General features: G+C 72.2%; 13 protein-coding genes. 5 read left to right on the top strand and 8 right to left on the bottom strand.

Annotated features, from left to right (window positions below):
* Window positions 1-33 precede the first annotated feature (33 nt).
* The gene (locus ACQEU8_RS05095) at window positions 34-1422 is read right to left on the bottom strand and encodes an NADP-dependent succinic semialdehyde dehydrogenase (protein WP_433097242.1); all 1389 of its coding nucleotides are present in this window, start codon (window positions 1420-1422) and stop codon (window positions 34-36) included.
* A gap of 52 nt (window positions 1423-1474) precedes the next feature.
* Window positions 1475-1669, bottom strand: a complete 195-nt coding sequence (locus ACQEU8_RS05090) for a hypothetical protein (protein WP_433097240.1) — start codon at window positions 1667-1669, stop codon at window positions 1475-1477.
* Window positions 1670-1914: 245 nt separating this feature from the next.
* On the opposite strand from ACQEU8_RS05090, the gene ACQEU8_RS05085 reads away from it, so the two are divergent.
* Window positions 1915-2583 carry a GNAT family N-acetyltransferase gene (locus tag ACQEU8_RS05085; protein ID WP_433097238.1) on the top strand — a complete coding sequence of 223 codons (669 nt, stop codon included), beginning with the start codon at window positions 1915-1917 and terminating at the stop codon, window positions 2581-2583.
* On the opposite strand, the gene ACQEU8_RS05080 is transcribed toward ACQEU8_RS05085, so the two are convergent.
* On the bottom strand, window positions 2542-2961 hold the full coding sequence (locus ACQEU8_RS05080; protein ID WP_433097236.1) for a CBS domain-containing protein: 420 nt from the start codon (window positions 2959-2961) through the stop codon (window positions 2542-2544). The genes ACQEU8_RS05085 and ACQEU8_RS05080 overlap by 42 nt on opposite strands.
* 209 nt (window positions 2962-3170) lie before the next feature.
* Here ACQEU8_RS05080 and ACQEU8_RS05075 point away from each other — a divergent pair, with 209 nt between their 5' ends.
* Window positions 3171-4964, top strand: coding sequence for a glycoside hydrolase family 15 protein (locus ACQEU8_RS05075; protein ID WP_433097234.1), 1794 nt, complete (start codon window positions 3171-3173; stop codon window positions 4962-4964).
* A 147-nt stretch (window positions 4965-5111) separates the two neighbouring features.
* Complete coding sequence (gdhA, locus tag ACQEU8_RS05070; RefSeq protein WP_433102153.1) at window positions 5112-6464, top strand: NADP-specific glutamate dehydrogenase; 1353 nt, start codon at window positions 5112-5114, stop codon at window positions 6462-6464.
* A gap of 98 nt (window positions 6465-6562) precedes the next feature.
* Here gdhA and ACQEU8_RS05065 read toward each other — a convergent pair whose 3' ends face one another.
* The 5 genes from ACQEU8_RS05065 to ACQEU8_RS05045 form a co-directional block, all read right to left on the bottom strand.
* A complete protein-coding gene (locus ACQEU8_RS05065) occupies window positions 6563-7969 on the bottom strand; it encodes a glutamate-cysteine ligase family protein (protein WP_433097232.1) in 1407 nt (468 codons plus the stop codon).
* Window positions 7970-8113: 144 nt separating this feature from the next.
* Window positions 8114-8674 carry a hypothetical protein gene (locus ACQEU8_RS05060; RefSeq protein WP_433097230.1) on the bottom strand — a complete coding sequence of 187 codons (561 nt, stop codon included), beginning with the start codon at window positions 8672-8674 and terminating at the stop codon, window positions 8114-8116.
* A gap of 412 nt (window positions 8675-9086) precedes the next feature.
* A complete protein-coding gene (locus tag ACQEU8_RS05055) occupies window positions 9087-10928 on the bottom strand; it encodes a bifunctional metallophosphatase/5'-nucleotidase (protein ID WP_433097228.1) in 1842 nt (613 codons plus the stop codon).
* A 264-nt stretch (window positions 10929-11192) separates the two neighbouring features.
* The gene (locus ACQEU8_RS05050; protein ID WP_433097226.1) at window positions 11193-11942 is read right to left on the bottom strand and encodes an MIP/aquaporin family protein; all 750 of its coding nucleotides are present in this window, start codon (window positions 11940-11942) and stop codon (window positions 11193-11195) included.
* Between the two features lie 125 nt (window positions 11943-12067).
* Window positions 12068-12889: a VOC family protein gene (locus ACQEU8_RS05045; protein ID WP_433097224.1), complete on the bottom strand. Its 822-nt coding sequence runs from the start codon at window positions 12887-12889 to the stop codon at window positions 12068-12070.
* Between the two features lie 140 nt (window positions 12890-13029).
* Here ACQEU8_RS05045 and ACQEU8_RS05040 point away from each other — a divergent pair, with 140 nt between their 5' ends.
* The gene (locus tag ACQEU8_RS05040; RefSeq protein ID WP_433097222.1) at window positions 13030-18969 is read left to right on the top strand and encodes an SDR family NAD(P)-dependent oxidoreductase; all 5940 of its coding nucleotides are present in this window, start codon (window positions 13030-13032) and stop codon (window positions 18967-18969) included.
* Entirely contained in the window at window positions 18966-19748 is a 783-nt protein-coding gene (locus ACQEU8_RS05035) for a thioesterase II family protein (protein WP_433097220.1), read from the top strand. Before ACQEU8_RS05040 ends, ACQEU8_RS05035 begins: the two co-directional genes overlap by 4 nt.
* Window positions 19749-19769: the final 21 nt, after the last annotated feature.

The following is a 19769-nucleotide window of genomic DNA, read 5'->3' as shown; positions in this document are numbered from 1 at the left end:
CCGAGAATTCGGGCCACCCGAGAACGCCAGGTGTCAGGCGCGCCAGACCGTCGTCGCGTTGCAGAACTCGCGGATGCCGTGCCCGGACAGCTCCCGCCCGTAGCCGGAGCGCTTGACGCCGCCGAACGGCAGGGCGGGATGCGAGGCGGTCATACCGTTGAAGTAGATGCCGCCGGCCTCCAGATCCTGGGCGAAGCGGTCCGTCTCGCACTCGTCCTGCGTCCACACGTTGGAACTGAGCCCGAACGGGGAGTCGTTGGCCAGCTCGATGGCCTCGTCCACGTCCCGTACCCGATAGAGCGAGGCCACCGGGCCGAACGCCTCCTCGCGGTGGATGCGCATCTGCTCGGTGACGCCGGTGAGGACCGTCGGCTCGTAGTAGAAGCCCCGGTCCAGCCCTTCCGGCCGGCGGCCTCCGCACAGCGCCTGCGCGCCCTGCGTGAACGCGTCGGTGACCAGCTCCTCCAGGTCGTCCCGGCCCTGCTTGCCGGAGAGCGGGCCGACATCCGTCCCCGGCTCCATGGGATCGCCGACGGTCAGCCCCTGCATGCCCGCCGTGAACCGCTCGGCGAACGCGTCGTAGACGTCGGTGTGGACGATGAAGCGCTTGGCGGCGATGCACGACTGGCCGTTGTTCTGCACGCGCGCGGTCACCGCCGTACGGGCCGCGGCGTCGATGTCGGCCGAGGGCATCACGATGTAGGGGTCGCTGCCGCCGAGCTCCAGTACGGTCTTCTTGACCTCGTCGCCGGCCACCGAGGCGACCGAGCGGCCCGCGCCCTCGCTGCCCGTGAGGGTCGCCGCGACCACGCGCGGATCGCGCAGCACCGACTCGATGGCACCGGAGGACACCAGCAGCGTCTGGAAGCACCCCGGTGCGAAGCCCGCCCGGTGAAAGAGATCGCCCAGGTAGAGCGCGGTCTGCGGCACGTTCGAGGCGTGCTTGAGCAGTCCCACGTTGCCCGCCATCAGCGCGGGCGCCGCGAACCTGATGACCTGCCAGAGCGGGAAGTTCCAGGGCATCACGGCCAGTACGGGTCCCAGCGGGCGGTAGCGCACCCTGGCCCGTACGGCGCCCGAGTCCGCCACGTCCTCGGCGGCCGGGTACTCGGGCGCCAGCAGCGCCTCGGCGTTCCTGGCGTACCAGCGCATCGCCTTGACGCACTTGGCGGCCTCCGCCTCCGCGGCGGCCAGTGTCTTGCCCATCTCCGTCGTGATGACGCGCGCGACGCCGCTCGCCTCCCGCTCCAGGAGATCGGCCGCGGCGTTCAGCAGCCGGGCCCGCTCCTCGAAGGTGGTGGTGCGGTAGCTGCGGAAGGCGGCGTCGGCGTCCGCGAGGCGCTGTTCGATCTCCTCGGCGGACAGCGGGTCGAACGTCTTGAGGGTCTCGCCGTCAGCGGGGTTCACCGTGGCGATTGGCATGGCTGCGGCCTCTCAACGCTGGGGGCCGGCCGTGGGCCGGCCCTCGGGGTCTTCAGGATTCCGTCGCGGGCGGTACGTCCTCGGGGTCGTAGTCGTCCACTCCGGCGTCGACCCGCTCCTGCTCCGTGCGCCTGGCCAGCTCCTCGTCATCGGGCTTCTCGGGCATACCGCCGTGGATCCGGCGCTCCTCGGGCCCACGGATCTGGTCGGGTTCGCTTCCTGCCTGGTCCGGTTGGCGCTTGGACATGTCCTGCTCCTCACCTCAGGTAGGGGCGTTCAGGATTTTGCGGGGCTTGGTCTTTGTGGTGCTTGGCTTTGGTCTTTGTGGTGCTTTTCAGGGCTGTCCACCGTATTCGGGACATTCCTTCTTTCCAGGGAACACCCATCCGCCCGGTCACACCAAGCGGAGCCGGGCACCTTCGCATTCTCTTGATCGTTTCAGTGCTACGACCCGTTCCGACGGTCCCCGCGTACCCGTATCAAGGAGTGCCCATGACCGAACCGAACGCCGCGGCGTGCCCCGCCGCAGGGGTTCGCCCCGCCGTTCCTGAGGACGTCCCCGTCGCGCTCCGTACTCTTGCGCGCGCGTTCGCGGACTACGCCTTCACCCGCCACGTCGTCGCCGCCGACGGCCACCAGGAGCGCATCGCCCGCTTCCAGGAGCTGTTCCTGACCCGGGTCGGCATACCGTACGGGCGGGTATGGGTGGCGGACGGTGGGCGGGCCGTAGCGGTGTGGACGACGCCCGAGCGCGACCCGTCACCCGCGTTCGAGGAGATCGGCCCGCTGCTCGGGGAGCTGGCCGGTGACCGTGCCTCCGCCTTCGAATCCGCGGAGCGTGCGCTGACGCCGTACCGCCCCACCGAGCCCACATGGTTCCTCGCCACGGTCGGTGTCGACCCGGAAGCACAGGGCAGCGGCCTCGGCAGCGCCGTCGTACGCGCCGGTCTGGACGCGGCCGACCGGGCCGGTCAGCCCGCGTTCCTGGAAACCTCCGCCGAGCGGAACGTGGCGTTCTACGAGCGGCTCGGCTTCACCGTCACCGCCGAGCTCGTCCTCCCGGACAGCGGGCCGCGTACCTGGGCGATGTCGCGGCGGCCCGGCGCGGCGGCGGACCCCTCAGGTGTTCGCGGCGGCGGTGCTGATCGCGCTCAGGGGTGAGCCGGGGGCTCGCTCGACCGCCAGGTCGCCCAGCGCCACGACGCCTACCGCCTCGGTCCCGTCGACTACCGGCAGCCGCCGTAGCGCGTGGCGGCGCATGAGGTCGGCGGCCCGGTCGGTCGTGTCATCGGGGGAGACCGTCACCAGGTGCGGGCTGCAGACCTCGCGGACCGTCGTGTGGAGGGGCTCCCTGCCCTCGGCCAGTACCCGGACCGTCAGATCGCGGTCGGTGACCAGACCGCGGAGCTCGTCGCGCTCCGTCACCAGTACGGCGCCGATGTCCTCGTCGCGCATGCGCTGTGCGACTTCGCAGACGCCGGTGAGAGTGCCGACCGCGACCGGTGCGGGGGTCATGACGTCGCGGACCCGTTGTGTCATCGCCGTCCTCCTTCCGAACGGGCGGCGCGCTTCGGCTGCCGCCGGTGGGCGTCGCCGAGTACCCGGTGTCGCGGCGTGCACACGGGCACCTGCGGTCGGCCTTCTCCGTTGTTCCGGGGAGGAGGTGCCCCCAGGGGAGCAGTTCCCCGCGCCCCTGACGGGGCGCCCGGGGACGCAGAATCCGCCGGGCACGGCTTAGGGTCGTGGGCATGGCTGCTCGGTCGGATGGCATCGACGGCATGGAGCCCTGGGCGCTGCGGGAGTACGCCTTTCTCGGCGACGGCGAACGCGGCGCGCTCATCTCGCCGCGCGGCGAACTGGTGTGGCTGTGCGCGCCGCGCTGGGACAGTGACGCGGTGTTCTCGCAACTCATCGGCGGCGCCGGGCACTACACCGTACGGCCTGCCGACAACTGGCAGGTCAGCGGCGGCTTCTACGAGAACGGCACCCTGGTGCGGGTCAGCCGGTGGGTGACGTCGCAGGCCGTACTCATCACACGAGAGGCGCTCGCCCTGCCCTCCGACCCCGAACGGCTCGTGCTGCTCCGCCAGGTGAGCGTCGAGCGTGCCCCGTCCTCCGGCGCGGGCGTGCGGCTGGTGCTCGACCCGCGCCCCGGCTTCGGCCACTCGGCGCCGGGCGGCTGGCAGCGGTCCGAGCAGTGGGCAGGACCCGACGACGCGGCACCGGTGTGGACGGCCTCCGGCGGCGGACTGCGGGTGCGCTGGTGCGGCGCCCCGGAGGCGGGCCCGGACGCGGACGGCGCGCTGCGCGGCGCGTTCACGCTGCGGGAGGGCGAGCGGCGGGACCTCGTCCTGGAGATCGCCACCGAACGTGCCGCGAGCACCGGCAGCCTGGAGCCGCGCGGGCTGTGGGAGGAGACCCGGCGCCGCTGGCGGCAGACGGTTCCCGACTGCGACAGCCTGCTCGCCCCACGGGACGCCCGGCAGGCGTACGCCGTACTGCACGGGCTGACCAGCGGCGCGGGCGGGATGGTGGCGGCGGCCACTACCTCGCTGCCCGAACACGCAGGTGAGGGCCGCAACTACGACTACCGCTACGCCTGGCTCCGCGACCAGTCCTACGCGGGTATCGCCGTCGCAGCGCACGGGCCGCACCCGCTGCTGGACAGCGCCTGTGACTTCGTCACCGCGCGAGTCCTGGAGGACGGCGACGCGCTGCGCCCCGCCTACACCGTCACCGGTGAGCCCGTCCCCGCCGGGCGGAGCCTGGGACTGCCCGGCTATCCCGGCGGCAGCGACCGGGTGGGCAACCAGGCGGGCCGGCAGTTCCAGCTCGACACCTTCGGCGAGGTGCTCCAGCTGTACGCGGCGGCAGCCCGCCACGGGCACCTGGAGAACCGGGATGTGAGGCGCGCCGCCGATGTCGCCGTCACCGCCGTCGAGCGCAACTGGCAGCGCCCCGAGGCAGGGTTGTGGGAGCTGGAGGAGCGCTGGTGGACGCACTCGCGGCTCAGTGTGGTGACCGGACTGCGCGCCCTGGCCGCGCAGCTGCCCGGGCGCGCGGCCGAGCGCCCCCGCGCGCTGGCCGAAGCGGTGCTGGCGGAAACCCGCGCCCGTTGCCTGCGCCCCGACGGAGCGTGGGCCCGCGCCGCCGACGACCCGAAGGTGGACGCCGGTCTCCTGCTGCCGCTGGCCCGCGGCTGTCTGGCCGGGGACGATCCGAGCACCGCGCGTACGGTCGCGGCCGTAGAGCGGGAGCTCGCCGAGGACGGCTACGTCTACCGCTTCCGCCACGACGGCCGCCCCCTCGCCGAGGCCGAGGGCGCCTTCCTGCTGTGCGGTTTCATGATGTCCCTGGTCAGCCACCATCTCGGTGACCGCCCGGCCGCCTATCGCTGGTTCGAGCGCAACCGCGCCGCCTACGGCCCACCGGCGCTGTACGCCGAGGAGTTCGACGTCGAACAACGCCAACTGCGCGGCAATCTGCCCCAGGCGTTCGTACACGCGCTGCTGCTGGAGAATGCGGTGCGGCTCGCCGGGTAATCGGCGCCCTGGGAGCAACCGGTCGCACAGGCACCCCACCCGCGAGGGTGTTTCTCGCCACTCACGAGCCGGACTCGTGGCGGCCGAACGTACTCTCGTGACCAGCCTGTCCCCGGCAGGGCACGGGCGGCCGTGCGAGTGACGAGGATGATGTCCGTGGATGCCAGCAGCCGTATCGAAGCGGTGTACGCCGACGTTCTGCGCCGCAACCCTGGAGAGCCCGAGTTCCACCAGGCCGTGCGGGAGGTGCTGCACAGCCTGGAGCCGGTGCTGCGCAAGCGCCCCGAGTACGCCGAGCCGAAGCTGGTGGAGCGGCTGGTGGAGCCCGAACGGCAGGTGCTCTTCCGGGTGCCGTGGACCGACGACGCGGGCGAGGTGCACGTCAACCGCGGCTTCCGGGTGGAGTTCAGCAGCGCGCTGGGCCCCTACAAGGGCGGCCTGCGCTTCGTGCCGCAGCTGGGGCTGGGCACCGTGAAGTTCCTCGCCTTCGAGCAGATCTTCAAGAACGCGCTGACCGGGCTCGGTATCGGCGCGGGCAAGGGCGGCGCCGACTTCGACCCCAAGGGCCGCAGCGACGCGGAGGTCATGCGCTTCTGCCAGTCCTTCATGACGGAGCTGCACCGCCACCTCGGCGAACACACCGATGTGCCCGCGGGCGACATCGGCGTCGGCTCCCGGGAGATCGGCTTCCTGTTCGGCCAGTACAAGAGGCTGACCAACCGCTACGAGGCGGGCGTGCTCACCGGCAAGGGCATCGGCTGGGGCGGCTCACACGCGCGTACGGAGGCCACCGGTTACGGCACGGTCCATTTCGTCCGCGAAATGCTCGCCACCCGCGGCGAGGAACTCGCCGGGCACCGCGTCGTGCTGTCCGGATCCGGCAATGTCTCCCTCTTCGCCATCGAGAAGGCCCAGGCACTCGGCGCCCAGGTCATCGCCTGCTCCGACTCCTCCGGCTACGTCGTCGACGAGGCGGGCCTCGACCTCGAACTACTCAAGGAGATCAAGCTGGAGCGCCGCGGCCGGCTGGACACCTACGCCGAGGCACGCGCCGGCGCCCGGTTCAGCACCCGTGGCTCCGTCTACGACGTACCGTGCGACATCGCCCTGCCGTGCGCGACGCAGAACGAACTCCACGAGGAGCACGCCGTCCGCCTCGTCAAGAACGGGGTCAAGGTCGTCGCCGAGGGCGCCAACATGCCCTGCACTCCCGACGCCGTCGGCGTGCTGCGCGAGGCAGGCGTCCGCTACGGCCCGGGCAAGGCAGCGAACGCGGGTGGCGTGGCCACCTCCGCGTTGGAGATGCGGCAGAACGCGGCCCGCGAGGCGTGGACGTTCAAGGAGACCGAGTCCCGGCTGGCCGCCGTGATGCGGTCGATCCACACCGACTGTGTTACTGCCGCCGAGGAGTTCGGCAGCCCCGACGATTATGTTCTGGGCGCCAACGCGGCGGGCTTCCAGCGGGTGGCCGAGGCGATGCGGAGTCAGGGTGTCGTGTAGCGGCTGATGAGGGGGTGCCCCTGCCTGTCGTCCGCAGGCTGCGGGTGCGTTGTGGCTTGTCGCGCAGTTCCCCGCGCCCCTGACGGGGCGCGGGACGCTCAGGGGATGCGGTGCCGGGCGATGTGGCGGGCCGGGAAAGTGGACGGGTCCTCGCCCAGCCGGTCGAGCGTGCGTTGCGCGAACGTGACGCCCGACTCGGCGATCTCGTGCAGCGGCGCCAGGAAGTCCACGGCTTCCTGGCGTTCGGCGCCTGCGGCGACACGGGCCCGCAGGCCGGCCTCGCTCAGCCGCAGCAGCTCGGCCGCCACCTCCCGCACCGGGCGGCCGGCCAGCTCGGCGGCCAGGCCGCGGCAGGCGATGTCGCGGAGCGCGGCCCGGTGCTCGTCCGGGCCGATACCGCGCAGCAGTTCCCAGGCCGCCGAGCGGGACGGCGGGTGGTAGCTGAGCCCGGTCCAGAAGGCGGGCACCGCGCAGAGGGCGCCGAAGGGCGGGCCGTCCACGGCGCGCAGCTCCAGCGTCTCGCGCAGCCGCACATCGGAGAAGATCTGCGACAGGTGCGAGCGCCAGTCGGCGAACCGTGGCCTGCTCCCGTCCCCGAAGCCCTGCCGCAGCAGCGTGCCGAACGGCACCCGGGGCGCCGCACACCGGCCGCCGCCCGGGGCCGCACGGTGGATCATCGGAAGGTTCAGCGCCCAGTCGATGAACATCTCCGCGTCCACGTCCTCTCGCAGCATCATCGGGATGACGCTGGTGCGGGCCGGATCGGTGCGGCTGAGGTAGTCCATCCGCCGGGACAGCTGCCCGCACGGGCGGCCCCCCTCCAACGGCGCGTTGACGAACAGCGCGGCCGCCGGTGTGGAGGCGGCGGCAAGCAGCCGCAGCTTCTCCCGCAGGTCCTCGGGCGAGGTGTAGTCGAGGGAGACCTGCGTCGAGAGGGCCAGCGACATCACCTGCACCCCTCCCGCGCCCCGCTTCCCCAGACTCTCGAAGTGGCGCCGCATCAGCGGGGTCCGCGAGTGCGGCACCCACCGCACCTCGGCGGGCCCGGTGAACGGGTACTGCGCCCCCGGCACCAGCGCGAAGCCGAACCGTCGTGCTGCCGCGGCCAGTCCGCGCAGCGTACGGTCCGTCAGCTCGGCGAGCTCGGCAACGCAGGAACACGGCGGCGAGGAATACTCCACGGCGCCCCCGTGCTCCAGCGAGACCGATCCGCCCTCCGGCAGCCGCACCGCCACCAGCGCCGAGCAGTCGTACTGGGGCACGGCTCCCGGCCGCTCGGCGACAAGGTGCTCCAACAGGGCGCGGACCCCGCGCGGCCCCTCGTACGGCACGGCGGCACCGGTCCCGGGATCCAGCGCGGCCGTCTCCACCTCGATACCGACCAGCTCCCGGGCGCCACCGGCAGCCTGCCCCGTACCGGCGGCACCGGTCGCGTCGGTGCCCTTCTCGAAGACTCCGCGCAGCTCGGCCCGGGACAGTGACGGTGTGACGGGGGCGAGAGCCATGACGCACCTCGGGGGATCGGCCAAGCGGTCAACGGACGGGAGAAACGGAACCACCCCGCCGCCTGTTGCGTGGGTCACCTCTGGCGTGCGGTCACCACAGGTAACCCTTACAGGCGATGCCCGGCTCTGTCGCGTGCCGCGCCCTCACGCCAGCCAGGCGCCCGCGGTGACCACACCGAGTCCGGCACCCGCGGCCGTCTGCGCCACCGTGTGGTACGCCAGCGCTGTCCGCGACCAGCACACGGCCACCACCAGCGGCCCGGCCAGCAGCCACCACGGCGAGTGCGCCACGGTCGGCATCGCCACCACGGCCGCGGCCACCGCCGAGTCCACGCTGATCTTCCAGACGGTGTTCACCGCCAGCAGACACACCGTCATCGCCCACAGCGCCAGCATCGCGATCAGAATGTCCCGCGGGGCATGGCCCAGCACCATCACCAGCGCCCCCAGCCCCACCGAGCCGAGGATCACCAGAAAGATCGGCAGCCGCTGGGTACGGTCGACCACATGCCGGTCGCCCCAGGTGCCCCGCCTGCGCTCCCACTCGATGTACGAGGCCGGCACGATGCCCGCGCACAGCGCGGCGAACAGCCCCCAGGGAATACCCGTCCAGTTCCCCGCCGCCGCCACGCCCAGCCCGGTCAGCCCCACGAGCAGCGCGTTGCGGGGCTGGAGGACGTCGGTGACCAGACGTGCGGCTCTCACGGTGCGGGCTCCTCGCGGGGGACGGACCTGCCGCGAGGGGCGCGGCGGATGCCCCTACCGTAGCGGGGCGCTGCCGCCGCGGCCCGGGCGCTACCACCGGAGTGCGGCGAAGTCGACGGGCCGCGGCCGCATGGTGGCCGCCCGCTCCGCCAACCGCCGCAGCCGCAGGGCCATCTCGGGCGCAGGCAGCTGCTTGCGCCGCCTCGGCGGCCCCCGCGCCCACGGTGGTCTCCATGGGAACTCCCTCCTGGATATGCGTCTGCGACATCCAGGACATCCCCGAACGGCCGGGAGCGAAAGGGGGCCTTCCGGCCGCACTCCGCTCCCGGCCGTGCTTTCGCGGGCTTTACGGAGCAGCCCCGGGGAGCAGCCACGGGAGCCCCGTGCAGCAACCCCGCGGGGTGCCGCTCGCTCAGCGCCAAGTGATGCGGTCCGCCTTGGGCGGGGCGATCGGCTTCTCCGGAGAGGAGTGGCTCTTGAGGTAGTCGGTGAACGCGGCCAGATCACGGGTGACGGACTTCTGGTCCGTCCCCTCTTTCAGCACGCTGAAGCCGTTGCCGCCCTGGGAGAGGAAGTCGTTGACCGTCACCCGGTAGCCGCGCGACTCGTCCACCGGCTTGCCGTTCACCCGTACGGTGTCGGCCAGCAGCCGGTCGGCGCCCTTGCGTGCCATGTCGGCGTCGAACCGCAGCTCGTCGGAGATCTGCAACACCTGCGGATAGCCCTCGTTGTCGCCGGAGAACTGCTGCCGCAACACAGCCAGCAGCTGCTTCCCGGAGAGCGTCATCGTCACCAGCGGGTTGTCGAAGGGCTGCGCCTGGAAGGCTTCGCCGTACGTCACCACACCGTCGCCCTCCTTGCCGGAGGCGCGGTAGGTCAGATCGGAGCGCACCCCGCCCCAGTTGAGCAGTGCCAGCTCGGCACCCGCTTCCCGGGTGGCCGCCACCTGGGCGTCGGTGATCAGATCGCCGAGCGGGGTCTCCGGATCCGGGGCGCCCCGGCCGGGGATGTCGGCGGAGATGTAGCCGACCGGTTCGTTCGCCAAATCGGCGGAGCGGGCCCGCCACTTCTCGATGACGCGGTCCACGCGCGGCTGCTTGGGGGTGTCCGTGGCGACGATGTGGGCCCGGGCGCGGGCCGAGGAGCGCACCAGCTCACCGCTCTCCCGGTCGAGGTCGAAGCGCAGGTCGGTGAAGGTGCGGCCGAACGACGCCGACTGTGTCACCAGCCGCGGTTGCCCCGCCGGGTCCTTGACGCTGCATACGTACGGCTCGTGCGAGTGCCCGGTCACGAACAGGTCCACCTTCGGCGACGCCTGCTCGGCGATTCCCTGGATACGCCCGTCGAGCCGCTCCGGGGCACCGTTCCTGCCGCAGGTGGCGTCGTACGTTCTGGCGGGCGGCTGGGCACCCTCGTGCACGAGCGCCACCACCGCCTTGACGCCCTTGCGGTCCAGTTCGTCCGCGTACCGGTCGATGGTCTCGACCTCGTCCTCGAAGACCAGGTCCTTGGTCATCGAGGCGCTCACCACCGACGGGGTGTCCTTGGTGGTCAGCCCGATGAACCCGATGCGCTCCCCGCCCGGCAGCTTCTTGATCCAGTACGGCGGGAGGATCGGCCTCCGCTCGGGCGCCGCCTTCCGGGACTGTTCCGGGGTACGGGGCAGCACGTTCGCCGCGAGGTAGGGGAAGTCGGCGCCGTCGTAGGGCCGGTCGGGGTCGGCGCAGCCGTCCTTCGGGTGACAGCCGCCGGTGGCCATCCGGCGCAGCTCGTCCGGCCCCTCGTCGAACTCGTGGTTGCCGACCGCCGTGACGTCCAGGCCCAGTGTCTCCAGCGCTTCGACGGTCGGCTCGTCGTGGAACGCGGCCGACAGCAGCGGGCTGCCGCCGATCATGTCACCGGCGGCGACGGTCAGCGAGTCAGCGCCCTTCGCGCTCTTCCGTGCCCGGTCCAGCAGGGTGGCCAGCCGCGAGACCCCGCCGGCCTGCACCTGCTCCGGCTCGCCGCCCGCACCGGTCCGGTGGACGGCCCCGGCGGGGCCCGGTACGGCATCCAGATTGCCGTGCAGATCGTTGACGGCGAGGAGTTGGACGGGCGTCGTTCCGCCGGGCCCTGACGGGCCGTCAGCGGCAGCCGAGAGGGCCGGTACCAGTAGAAGGAGCGTGCTCGCGCCGGCGAGGGCGAGACGTCGGCGGGGGCTGCGGGGGCTGCGCGGGCGCAGGCGGGTGCGAGGGCGTGGGGGTGCTTCGTGCACGGGGTGCCTTTCGGGAGTGCGGACAGTGACGGGTGGTGGGGCTCAGCCCCACCACCCGTCACTGATCAAAGCGCCCGCACCGTCCCGGCATTCGCCGGATCGCCCGGGAGACACCCGTAGGAGTGGCCCTTTGGCTTGCCCCGCGGGTCCTGCTTGGCCCCTTCCGTTGCTCTGGGCAGGGGGTGCCCCTGTCTGACGTCCGCAGGCTGCGGGGGTGTTCTGGCTGATCGCGCAGTTCCCCGCGCCCCTTCGGGGCGCAGGTTCCTACGCCGGGTAGGCCAGATACAGCAGGGCTGCCAGGACGCCGCCGATGAGGGGGCCGGCGACCGGGACCCAGGAGTACGCCCAATCCGCCTTGCCCTTGCCCTTGATCGGCAGGACGAACGCGTAGGCGATCCGGGGTCCGAGGTCGCGGGCCGGGTTGATGGCGTATCCGGTCGGGCCGCCCAGCGAGGTGCCGATCACCAGCACGACGAAGGCGACGCCCGCGTAACCCAGCGCGGAGTTCCCGAAGTCGGGGATGGCGCCCTCACCCTCGCCCGGCTTGAACGTCGGCGAGAACAGCACGAAGGCCACCAGCACGAAGGTGCCCAGCACCTCGGTGACCGTGTTCCACAGGCTGTTGCGGATCGTCGGCGCCGTCGAGAAGATGCCCAGCGTCCCCGCCGGGTCGTCATGGTCGTCGAACTGCAACTTGTACGTGGCCCAGCACAGCACCGCGCCGAGGATGCCGCCGAGCATCTGCGCGAGCATATATATGGGCACGTCCGACCACTCGGTCTTGTCGGCGACGGCGAGGGCGAGCGTGATGGCCGGGTTGAGGTGCGCCCCGCTGGGCGCCGCCACGCTCGCGCCCGTGAAGACCGCGAAACCCCAGCCGATGTTGACGAACAGCACACCCCCGCCATTGCCGTTCGTCCTGCGCAGCACGTTGTTGGCGACAACGCCGGTACCCAGCATGATCAGCACCGCGGTACCGAGTAGTTCCCACAAGAAGATCGAGCCAGCGCTCATCCGCTACCTCCACAACGTCGCGGCTCAACACACCGTTCACTCGACGGCGATGGGCGCGCACCCTACTTGCTGCACAGCGGCCTGCTCCAGCCTGATGACCAACAAATCCTGTCGGAAATCGCGCGTCACGCGCGGAGTTCGACGACTGCGAAGACCGCCCCCTGCGGATCGCGCAGCACGGCGACCCCGCGGCCCTCCCCGTTCACACCCTCGTACAGCACGGTGGCTCCCTCCCTCCGGGCGCTCCCGGCCGTCGCCTTGGGGTCGCGCGTCCCGAAGTACGGCATCCAGAACGGCTTCACGTCCCGCTGTTCCGCGCCCAGTACCGTACGGCCCGCCACCGGCTCGGCTGCCGGGCCCTCCGGCCGCCGGTCCGGCAGCCGGAACGCCGCGTAGTGCTCTTCACCGGCGGCGCTGTACTCGGTGGCCCGCACGCCCAGCACGGCCTCGTAGAAGCGGTCCGCCTCGGCCGTGTCGTGTACGGCGAGCTCCGCCCAGCACAGCGCTGACGGCCCCTGGAAGAGACCCGTTCCGATGTGTGCCCGGGGCTGCCAGAAGCCGACGTGCGCGCCCGAGGGGTCCACGGCCACGACGGGCCGCCCCAGCACTCCGAAGTCCTCGGGGCCGTGGGTGACCTCGCCGCCCGCCGCCGCCACCCGCCCGGCGAGCGCGTCGGCGTCCTCGGTGGCGAAGAAGACGATCCAACTCGCCGCCGCCTCGCCGTCCTTGCCGTCGTCTTCGTCTCCGTCGTCGGGGTCGAACGGTGCGATACCGGCCACCATGTGCCGCTGCCAGGTGGCGTATCCGTAGTGGTCGTAAGCCGGGCCCGCATGCAGATACCCCCAGCCCAGTACGGCCGTATAGAAGCGCTCGGAAGCGGCCGGGTCGGGGGTGTGCAGATCGGCCCAGCAGAGCGCGCCCGGGGGATAGGACAGGGGCTCGGGCACCGGCGTTCTCCTCCCTCGGCGGGCCGCCGGCAGCGGCCGGACGGAACGAGCCCGCCGTACGACATTGTCGAACTGTACGCATTGACGGGCGAGTTGGCGCATCGGAGGATGCTCGAACATCAGGTAAAGGGGGCTGCACGGTGCAGAGTACGAACCCGCAGGGGCCCGCCGGCGCGGCCGGGAACGATCAGCACGACCGGGTCGCGGAGGACGCCATCGCCGTCGTCGGCATGTCGCTCCGGGTCCCGGGCAGTGCCGACCTGGACACATTCTGGGCCAATGTGGCGGGCGGCGTGGAGTCGGTCACCAGGTTCAGCGAGGAGGAGCTGCGGGAGGCCGGTATACCCGATTCCGTCCTCGCGGACCCGCACTACATCAGGGCGAAACCGGTCCTCGAGGACATGGCCGGATTCGACGCCCGCTTCTTCGGCCTCACACCCCGCGAGGCGCAGGTCCGCGACCCGCAGCACCGGCTCTTCCTGGAGTCCGTCTACACGGCCCTCGAACACGCCGGCTACGACCCGTTCCGGGTGCCCGGCACGGTCGGTGTCTACGGCGGCGGTGCGCCCGACTTCTACCGGGAGTGGAACGTCAACTCCCACCCCGAGGCCACCGCTTTCCTCGGTGAGGTCGGCGTCATCGTCGCCAACGCCACCGACTACCTCACCACCTCCGTCTCCCACCAGCTCGGCCTCACCGGGCCGAGCGTCAATGTGGTGACCGCCTGCTCCACCTCGCTGGTCGCCGTACATCTGGCCTGTCAGGCGCTGCGCGGCGGCGAGTGCGACGCCGCCGTCGCGGGCGGCGTCCAGGTCGAGCTGCCGCCCAAGACCGGCTACCACTCGGCCGAGGGCGGAATGTTCTCCGTCACCGGCCGGGTCCGCCCCTTCGACGCGGACGCTGACGGGACCATCTTCGGCAGCGGCGTCGGCACCGTCGTACTCAAGCGGTACGGCGACGCGGTGGCCGCGGGCGACCACATTCACGCCGTCGTCCGCGCTTCCGCCATCAACAACGACGGTGCGCTCAAAGCGGGGTTCACGGCGCCCAGCGTCGAGGGCCAGGCCATGCTCATCCGGCGTGCGATGCGCGCCCACGGCATCGACCCCGCGGACATCGGCTACGTCGAGGCCCACGGAACCGGCACCCGGGTCGGCGACCCCATCGAGGTGAACGCGCTCACCCGCGCCTACCGCGACCTCGGCATGACCGGCGTCCGCAGCTGCCCCATCGGCTCGGTCAAGGGCAACGTCGGCCACCTGGGTCCTGCCGCGGGAGTCGTCGGGCTCATCAAAACCGTCCTCGCCCTCCGGACCGGCCGTATCCCGCCGAGTATCAACTTCACCCGCCCCAACCCGGCCATCGACTTCGAGGGCGGCCCCTTCTACGTCAACACCGAGCTGTCCGACTGGCCCGAGCACCACGACTCCCGGCTGGCGGCCGTCAGCTCCTTCGGTGTCGGGGGGACCAACGCACACGTGGTGGTGGAGCAGCCACCTGCCCGCCCCGAGCCGGAGCAGCCCGGAGCCTCGGCCGCGCAGCGGCCGTTGCTGCTTCCCGTATCGGCCCGTACCCCCGAAGCGCTGGCCGCCGCCACCGGCCGGCTGGCCGACCACCTCGAAGCGCACCCCGAACAGCGGCTCGCCGATGTCGCCGCCACGCTCAGCCTGGGCCGCCCCCACTTCGCGCACCGCGTCGCCGTGGTGCCCGGTGCGGACGGTGCCGCCGCCGCGCTGCGCGCCGCCCGTACCGGGGACGCCGCCCGCCCTGAGGCACCGGGAGGGGCGCCGGCTCGGTCCGACGGCGCGCCTGTGGCCTTCCTCTTCCCCGGCCAGGGCTCCCAGCACCTCGGGATGGGCCGCCGGCTCTACGAGCAGGAGCCGGTCTTCCGCGAGGCCGTCGACGACTGCGCCGAGCTGGCGCGCCCGCTGCTGGAGACCGATCTCCGCGAAGTGATGTTCGCGGCGGACGAGCCCGGTGCCGCCGAGCGGCTGACCCGCACCAGCATGGCCCAGCCCGCGCTGTTCACCGTCGAGTACGCCATGGCACGGCAGTTGATGGCGTGGGGACTGAGCCCGTCCGCCATGGTCGGCCACAGCGTCGGCGAATACGTCGCCGCCTGCCTCGCGGGTGTCTTCCCACTGGCCGACGCGGTCCGGCTCGTGGTCCGGCGCGGAGCGCTGGTCCAGCAACTGCCCACCGGCAGCATGCTTGCCGTGCCCGTTCCCGCCGCGGAGGTCGAGGGACTGGCCGGCTGCGACATCGCGGCCTACAACGGCGCCCGCCTCACCGTGATCTCCGGCCCGGACGAGGCGATCGACGCCGCGCAGGCGACCCTGGCCGAGCGCGGCGTGACCGGACACCGGCTGCACACCTCGCACGCCTTCCACTCGGCGATGATGGAACCCGCACTGGAGCCGTTCGCCGCCGAGCTGGCCAAGGTCGAACTCCAAGCCCCTGAGCTGCCGTTCATCTCCAACGTCACGGGCGAGTGGATCACCGACAAGCAGGCCATGGACCCCGAGTACTGGACGCGGCATCTGCGCGCTCCCGTCCGGTTCGCGCCCGGCGTCGCCCTGCTGCTGGAGGACAGCGGTCTGTTGTTCGCCGAGGCGGGTCCCGGCCAGGTGCTCACAGCGCTGACCCGCGCCCAGGCGGTCGCCTCCGGCAGCCGGGACCGCACCGTCGTGCCGACGATGCCGATGCCGCAGGGCACCGACGAAGGGCCGCACACACTGGCCCGCGCCGTGGCCGCACTGTGGACGGCCGGCGCCGGGGTCGACTGGGCCGCCTACCTGGGCGAGAACTGGTGCCGAGTGCCGCTGCCCACTTATCCCTTCCAGCGCAGCGTCCACTGGCTCGACCCCGTATGGCAGCCCGAGACCCCCGCCGCGCCCCAGGAGCCGCCGGCCGACGAGGAGCGACGCCCCATCGAACGGGCGCTCTTCCGCCCCGAATGGCGCGAGGACCCGGCTCCGCCTCCCGGGACGGGCACCATGGCCGGCACCTGGCTGGTCTTCCGCAGGGGCGACAGCCTGGACGGCACCGTCAACCGGCTGCGGCGCACCGGCGCCCAGGTGGTGACCGCCGAACCGGGCGAGCAGTTCGCACGGCTGACGGGTAGTCGCTATGTGCTACGCGCCGGAGCCAGGGACGACTACGACGCACTCGTCGATTCGCTGATCGCCGACGGACTGCTGCCCGAACGCGTACTGCACGGCTGGCTCTTCGGCCCTCCCGCGGCCACGGCCGGTGAGGAGCCCCCGGGCGCGGCGTACGGACCCGACGACACCGGTGGATGGCTCGACCTGGGCTTCTTCAGCCTGCTGCACCTCGCCCAGGCGCTCGCCGAGCGCGGCTCGGCGCAGGTGCGGGGCATGCGCTGGGACGTGGTCGGCTCGCGCCTGCGCGCCGTCTCGGGTGCCGAACCGGTCGCACCCGCGCGGGCCGCGGTGACCGGAGTGTGCGACGTGATGGCCAAGGAGCTCCCGGAGATCTCCGTCCGCTGCCTGGACGTGGCCGAACACCGCTTCGAGCAGGGCCTGTGGGAAGAGCTGGCCAGAGCCGGGCAGGCAGCACCGCCGTTCGCGGCCTGCGGCGACCGCTGGATCGCGATGCGCGGACGCAGACGCTGGCTGCTCAGCTATGCGCAGGTCCCCGAGCCGCGGATCCGGGACGCCGCCGGTCCGCTGCGCGAGCGGGGCACCTATCTGATCACCGGCGGCCTCGGCGGCATCGGACTGGCTGTCGCCGAGAGCCTGGCCAAGGCCGTACGAGCACGTCTCGTACTGACAGCGCGCTCCGCCTTTCCCGAGCGGGCGGAGTGGGACCGGCTGCTCGCCGGGGGCACGCCGGAGGGCGTGGACGACTCGGTACGGGAGACCGTACGGCGGCTGCGCCGGATCGAGGAGTACGGCGCCGAAGTGCTGGTGTGCCGCGCCGATGTGGCGGACGAGGCGGCGATGCGGGCCGTGGTGGAGCGCGGGGAGCGGGAGTTCGGCGCCTTCGACGGCGTCTTCCACACCGCGGGTGTGCCCGGTGGCGGGCTGCTGGCGCTGAAGACCCGCGCCGAGGCGGAGCGGGTGATGGCGGCGAAGGTCGCGGGCACGCTGGTGCTGGACCGGCTGCTGGGGGAGCGGGTGGAGCTCATGGTGCTCTTCTCCTCGATCACCTCGGTCGCGGGCAACCTCGGCCAGACCGACTACGCGGCGGCCAACGCCTTTCTGGACGCCTACGCACACGCCCGCGCGGCCGAGGGCCCCGGCTTCACCGTCTCCGTCAACTGGGACGCGTGGGCCGAGATAGGCATGGCGGCCAGGGCCGACTCCCTCGCCCCGGCCGCCTTCCGCGCGCTCCAGACCGGCAGTACGGCTGCCGACATCGGGTCTCTGGCGATGGGCGACGGTGAGGGTGGTGCGGATGGTGGCGACGATGCGGGCGGGGGCGAAGGTTCTGGCTGGGACGGCGGTGACAGCAGCGACGCAGACAGCAGCTACGGCTACGGCCTCAGTGACCGAGACGACGCAACCGGCACTACCGTCGACGAGGTTGCCGCCCACGTCGGCCTCGACGGCGATGTCCGGTCCGGCAGCCGTACCGAGCCTGACGGCCACCCCCTGCTGGGGGAGCGCAGCGAAGGGCCGGACGGCAGCATCGTCCACCGCGCCGTCCTGGACGGCGAGACGCACTGGGTGTCAGGTGAGCACCGGGTGGCGGACATTCCCGTCTGGCCCGCGACGGCCTACCTGGAGATGATCCGTGCGGCAGGCGCGGAGGCGCTGTCGGCGGATGCGGCGTCGGACGGGCGGCTGCTGTTGACCGATGTCACCTTCCTATCCGTCCTCGCCCTCTCCCGCCGTACCATCCTGCGGACGACCCTCGATCCCGAACGCGGCGGCTACCGCTTCACCATCGCCAGCTCCACCGACGGCACGGAGTGGACGGAGCACGCGACGGGACTGGTCCGCCCGGCCCCCAAGGCCAGGGCGCAGGTGCACGACCTCGACGTGCTGCGGGAGTGCTTTCCCGTCGTCAAGCCGGACACCGAGTCCTTCTACCCGGAGCTCGGCCTCATCGACTTCGGGCCCCGCTGGTCGAACATCGCCGAGCTGCGGCGTGACGACTCCTCGACGCTGGCCCGGATCGAGATGCCCGAGCCGTTCCTCCGTGAGCTGACCGACTTCCCGCTGCACCCGGCCCTGTTCGACGCGGCGACCTCCAACTCCGTCTATCTGCCGGAGCTCGGCCCGCGGGGGGAGAGCTATCTGCCGTTCTCCATCAGCAGCATCACGGTGCGCGGGCCGCTGCCCCCGACGGTCCATGCGTACTCGCGGCGGCGCGGTGCGCACCAGAACATGGTGACCTTCGACATCACCCTCACCGACGACGACGGGCGCGAGCTTGTGGACGTGACCGGCTACACCGTGCGGGTCTGGGACAGGGAGGAGTTCCGGCGCAGCGTCATCGCCGCCGCCCGCCCTCCGGCCGTCCCCGACCCTTCGTCCGTCCCCGACTCCCAGGCCGCCCCCGACCGTTCGGACTGCCCCGGCCTCACCGGGCGCGCCGCGGACGCGGGCCTTCCCGGCGCCGTGGACGACCCCGCCCCGCAGGGCCTCGGCGGCGCGTTCGCGATCCGTCCCGAGGAGGGCATCCAGGCGCTCTGGCACATCCTCGGCGAACGCATCGGACCGCAGGTCGTCGTCATTCCCGAAGGCATGGGCAAGCGGCTGCGCGCCGTCGAGGCACTCACCCAGAATGTCATCGCGGACGCCGGACAGCCTGCCGCGTCCCCGACCGCCGCCACCGGCGGTCGGCCGGCTACCGTGCCCGGCGCCCGCAAGCCGGCGGAATCCGCGGCGGAACCGGCCGACACCCACCAGCGGCTGGCGAAACTGTGGTCCGAGGCACTGGGCATCGAGGACATCGGGATGGACGACGACTTCTTCGCGCTCGGCGGCAACTCGCTGGTCGGCGTGCAGCTGGCGGCCCGCGTACGGCGGGAGTTCGACACCGACCTGCCGATCGCGACGCTGATCGAGAACCCCACCGTACGAGCCATCGCAGGGATCATCACCGCATGAGCGCGACCCCTCCGGCGCACGCCCCCGGTGCATGGTTCCCCTTCCAGCCACCGGGGCCGGGAGGGCGGGCGCGGATACGGTTGCTGTGCTTCCCGTGCGCCGGACAGGGCGCCTCCGCGTACCTCGCCTGGCAGCGGCTGCTCGCACCCGACATAGAAGTGGTCCCGGTACAGCTCCCCGGCCGGGAGGGCAGGGCGACGGAGCGACCGCACACCACCATGGACAGCCTGATGTCGGATCTGCTGCCGCAGCTGCGGCAGAAGGTGCGCGGAGCGGACGGCTATGCGCTCTTCGGCCACAGCCTCGGGGCGCTGGTCGCGTTGGAGGCCGCGCGCAGACTGGAGGCCGCCGGGCCGGCACCCCGGAGCCTGACGGTCGCGGCGCAGCGCCCGCCCCAGCTGCCCCTGGGCCGGGAACCGGTCCACGACCTGCCGCGTGCGGCCTTCATGACCACGCTCGGACTCTACGGGCAGGTTCCCGTGGAGCTGTTCGACGATCCGGCGGCCGTCACACTCGCGGAGGCCGGACTGCGCGCCGACTTCAGCATCGCCGAGACCTACCGTCCGCCCCCCGAGCCGCTGTTGAGCTGCCCGGTGACGGCGCTCGCGGGGCTGGCGGACACCACCCTCCCGCCCGCCTCGATGCGCGCGTGGAGCGAACTCACCAGCGGGCCCTTCACCTTCCGGCCCGTGCCCGGTGACCACTTCTTCGTCAACGAGCGCACCGAGGAGCTGGTCGGCGTGCTCCGGGCGGCACTCAGCAAGGACTTGCCCGGGTGACGACCGGTGAGGGGCAGGAGC

Source organism: Streptomyces sp. CA-250714 (genome assembly GCF_050936705.1).
GTDB lineage: Bacteria > Actinomycetota > Actinomycetes > Streptomycetales > Streptomycetaceae > Streptomyces.
This window is presented reverse-complemented; position numbering and strand designations above follow the sequence as displayed.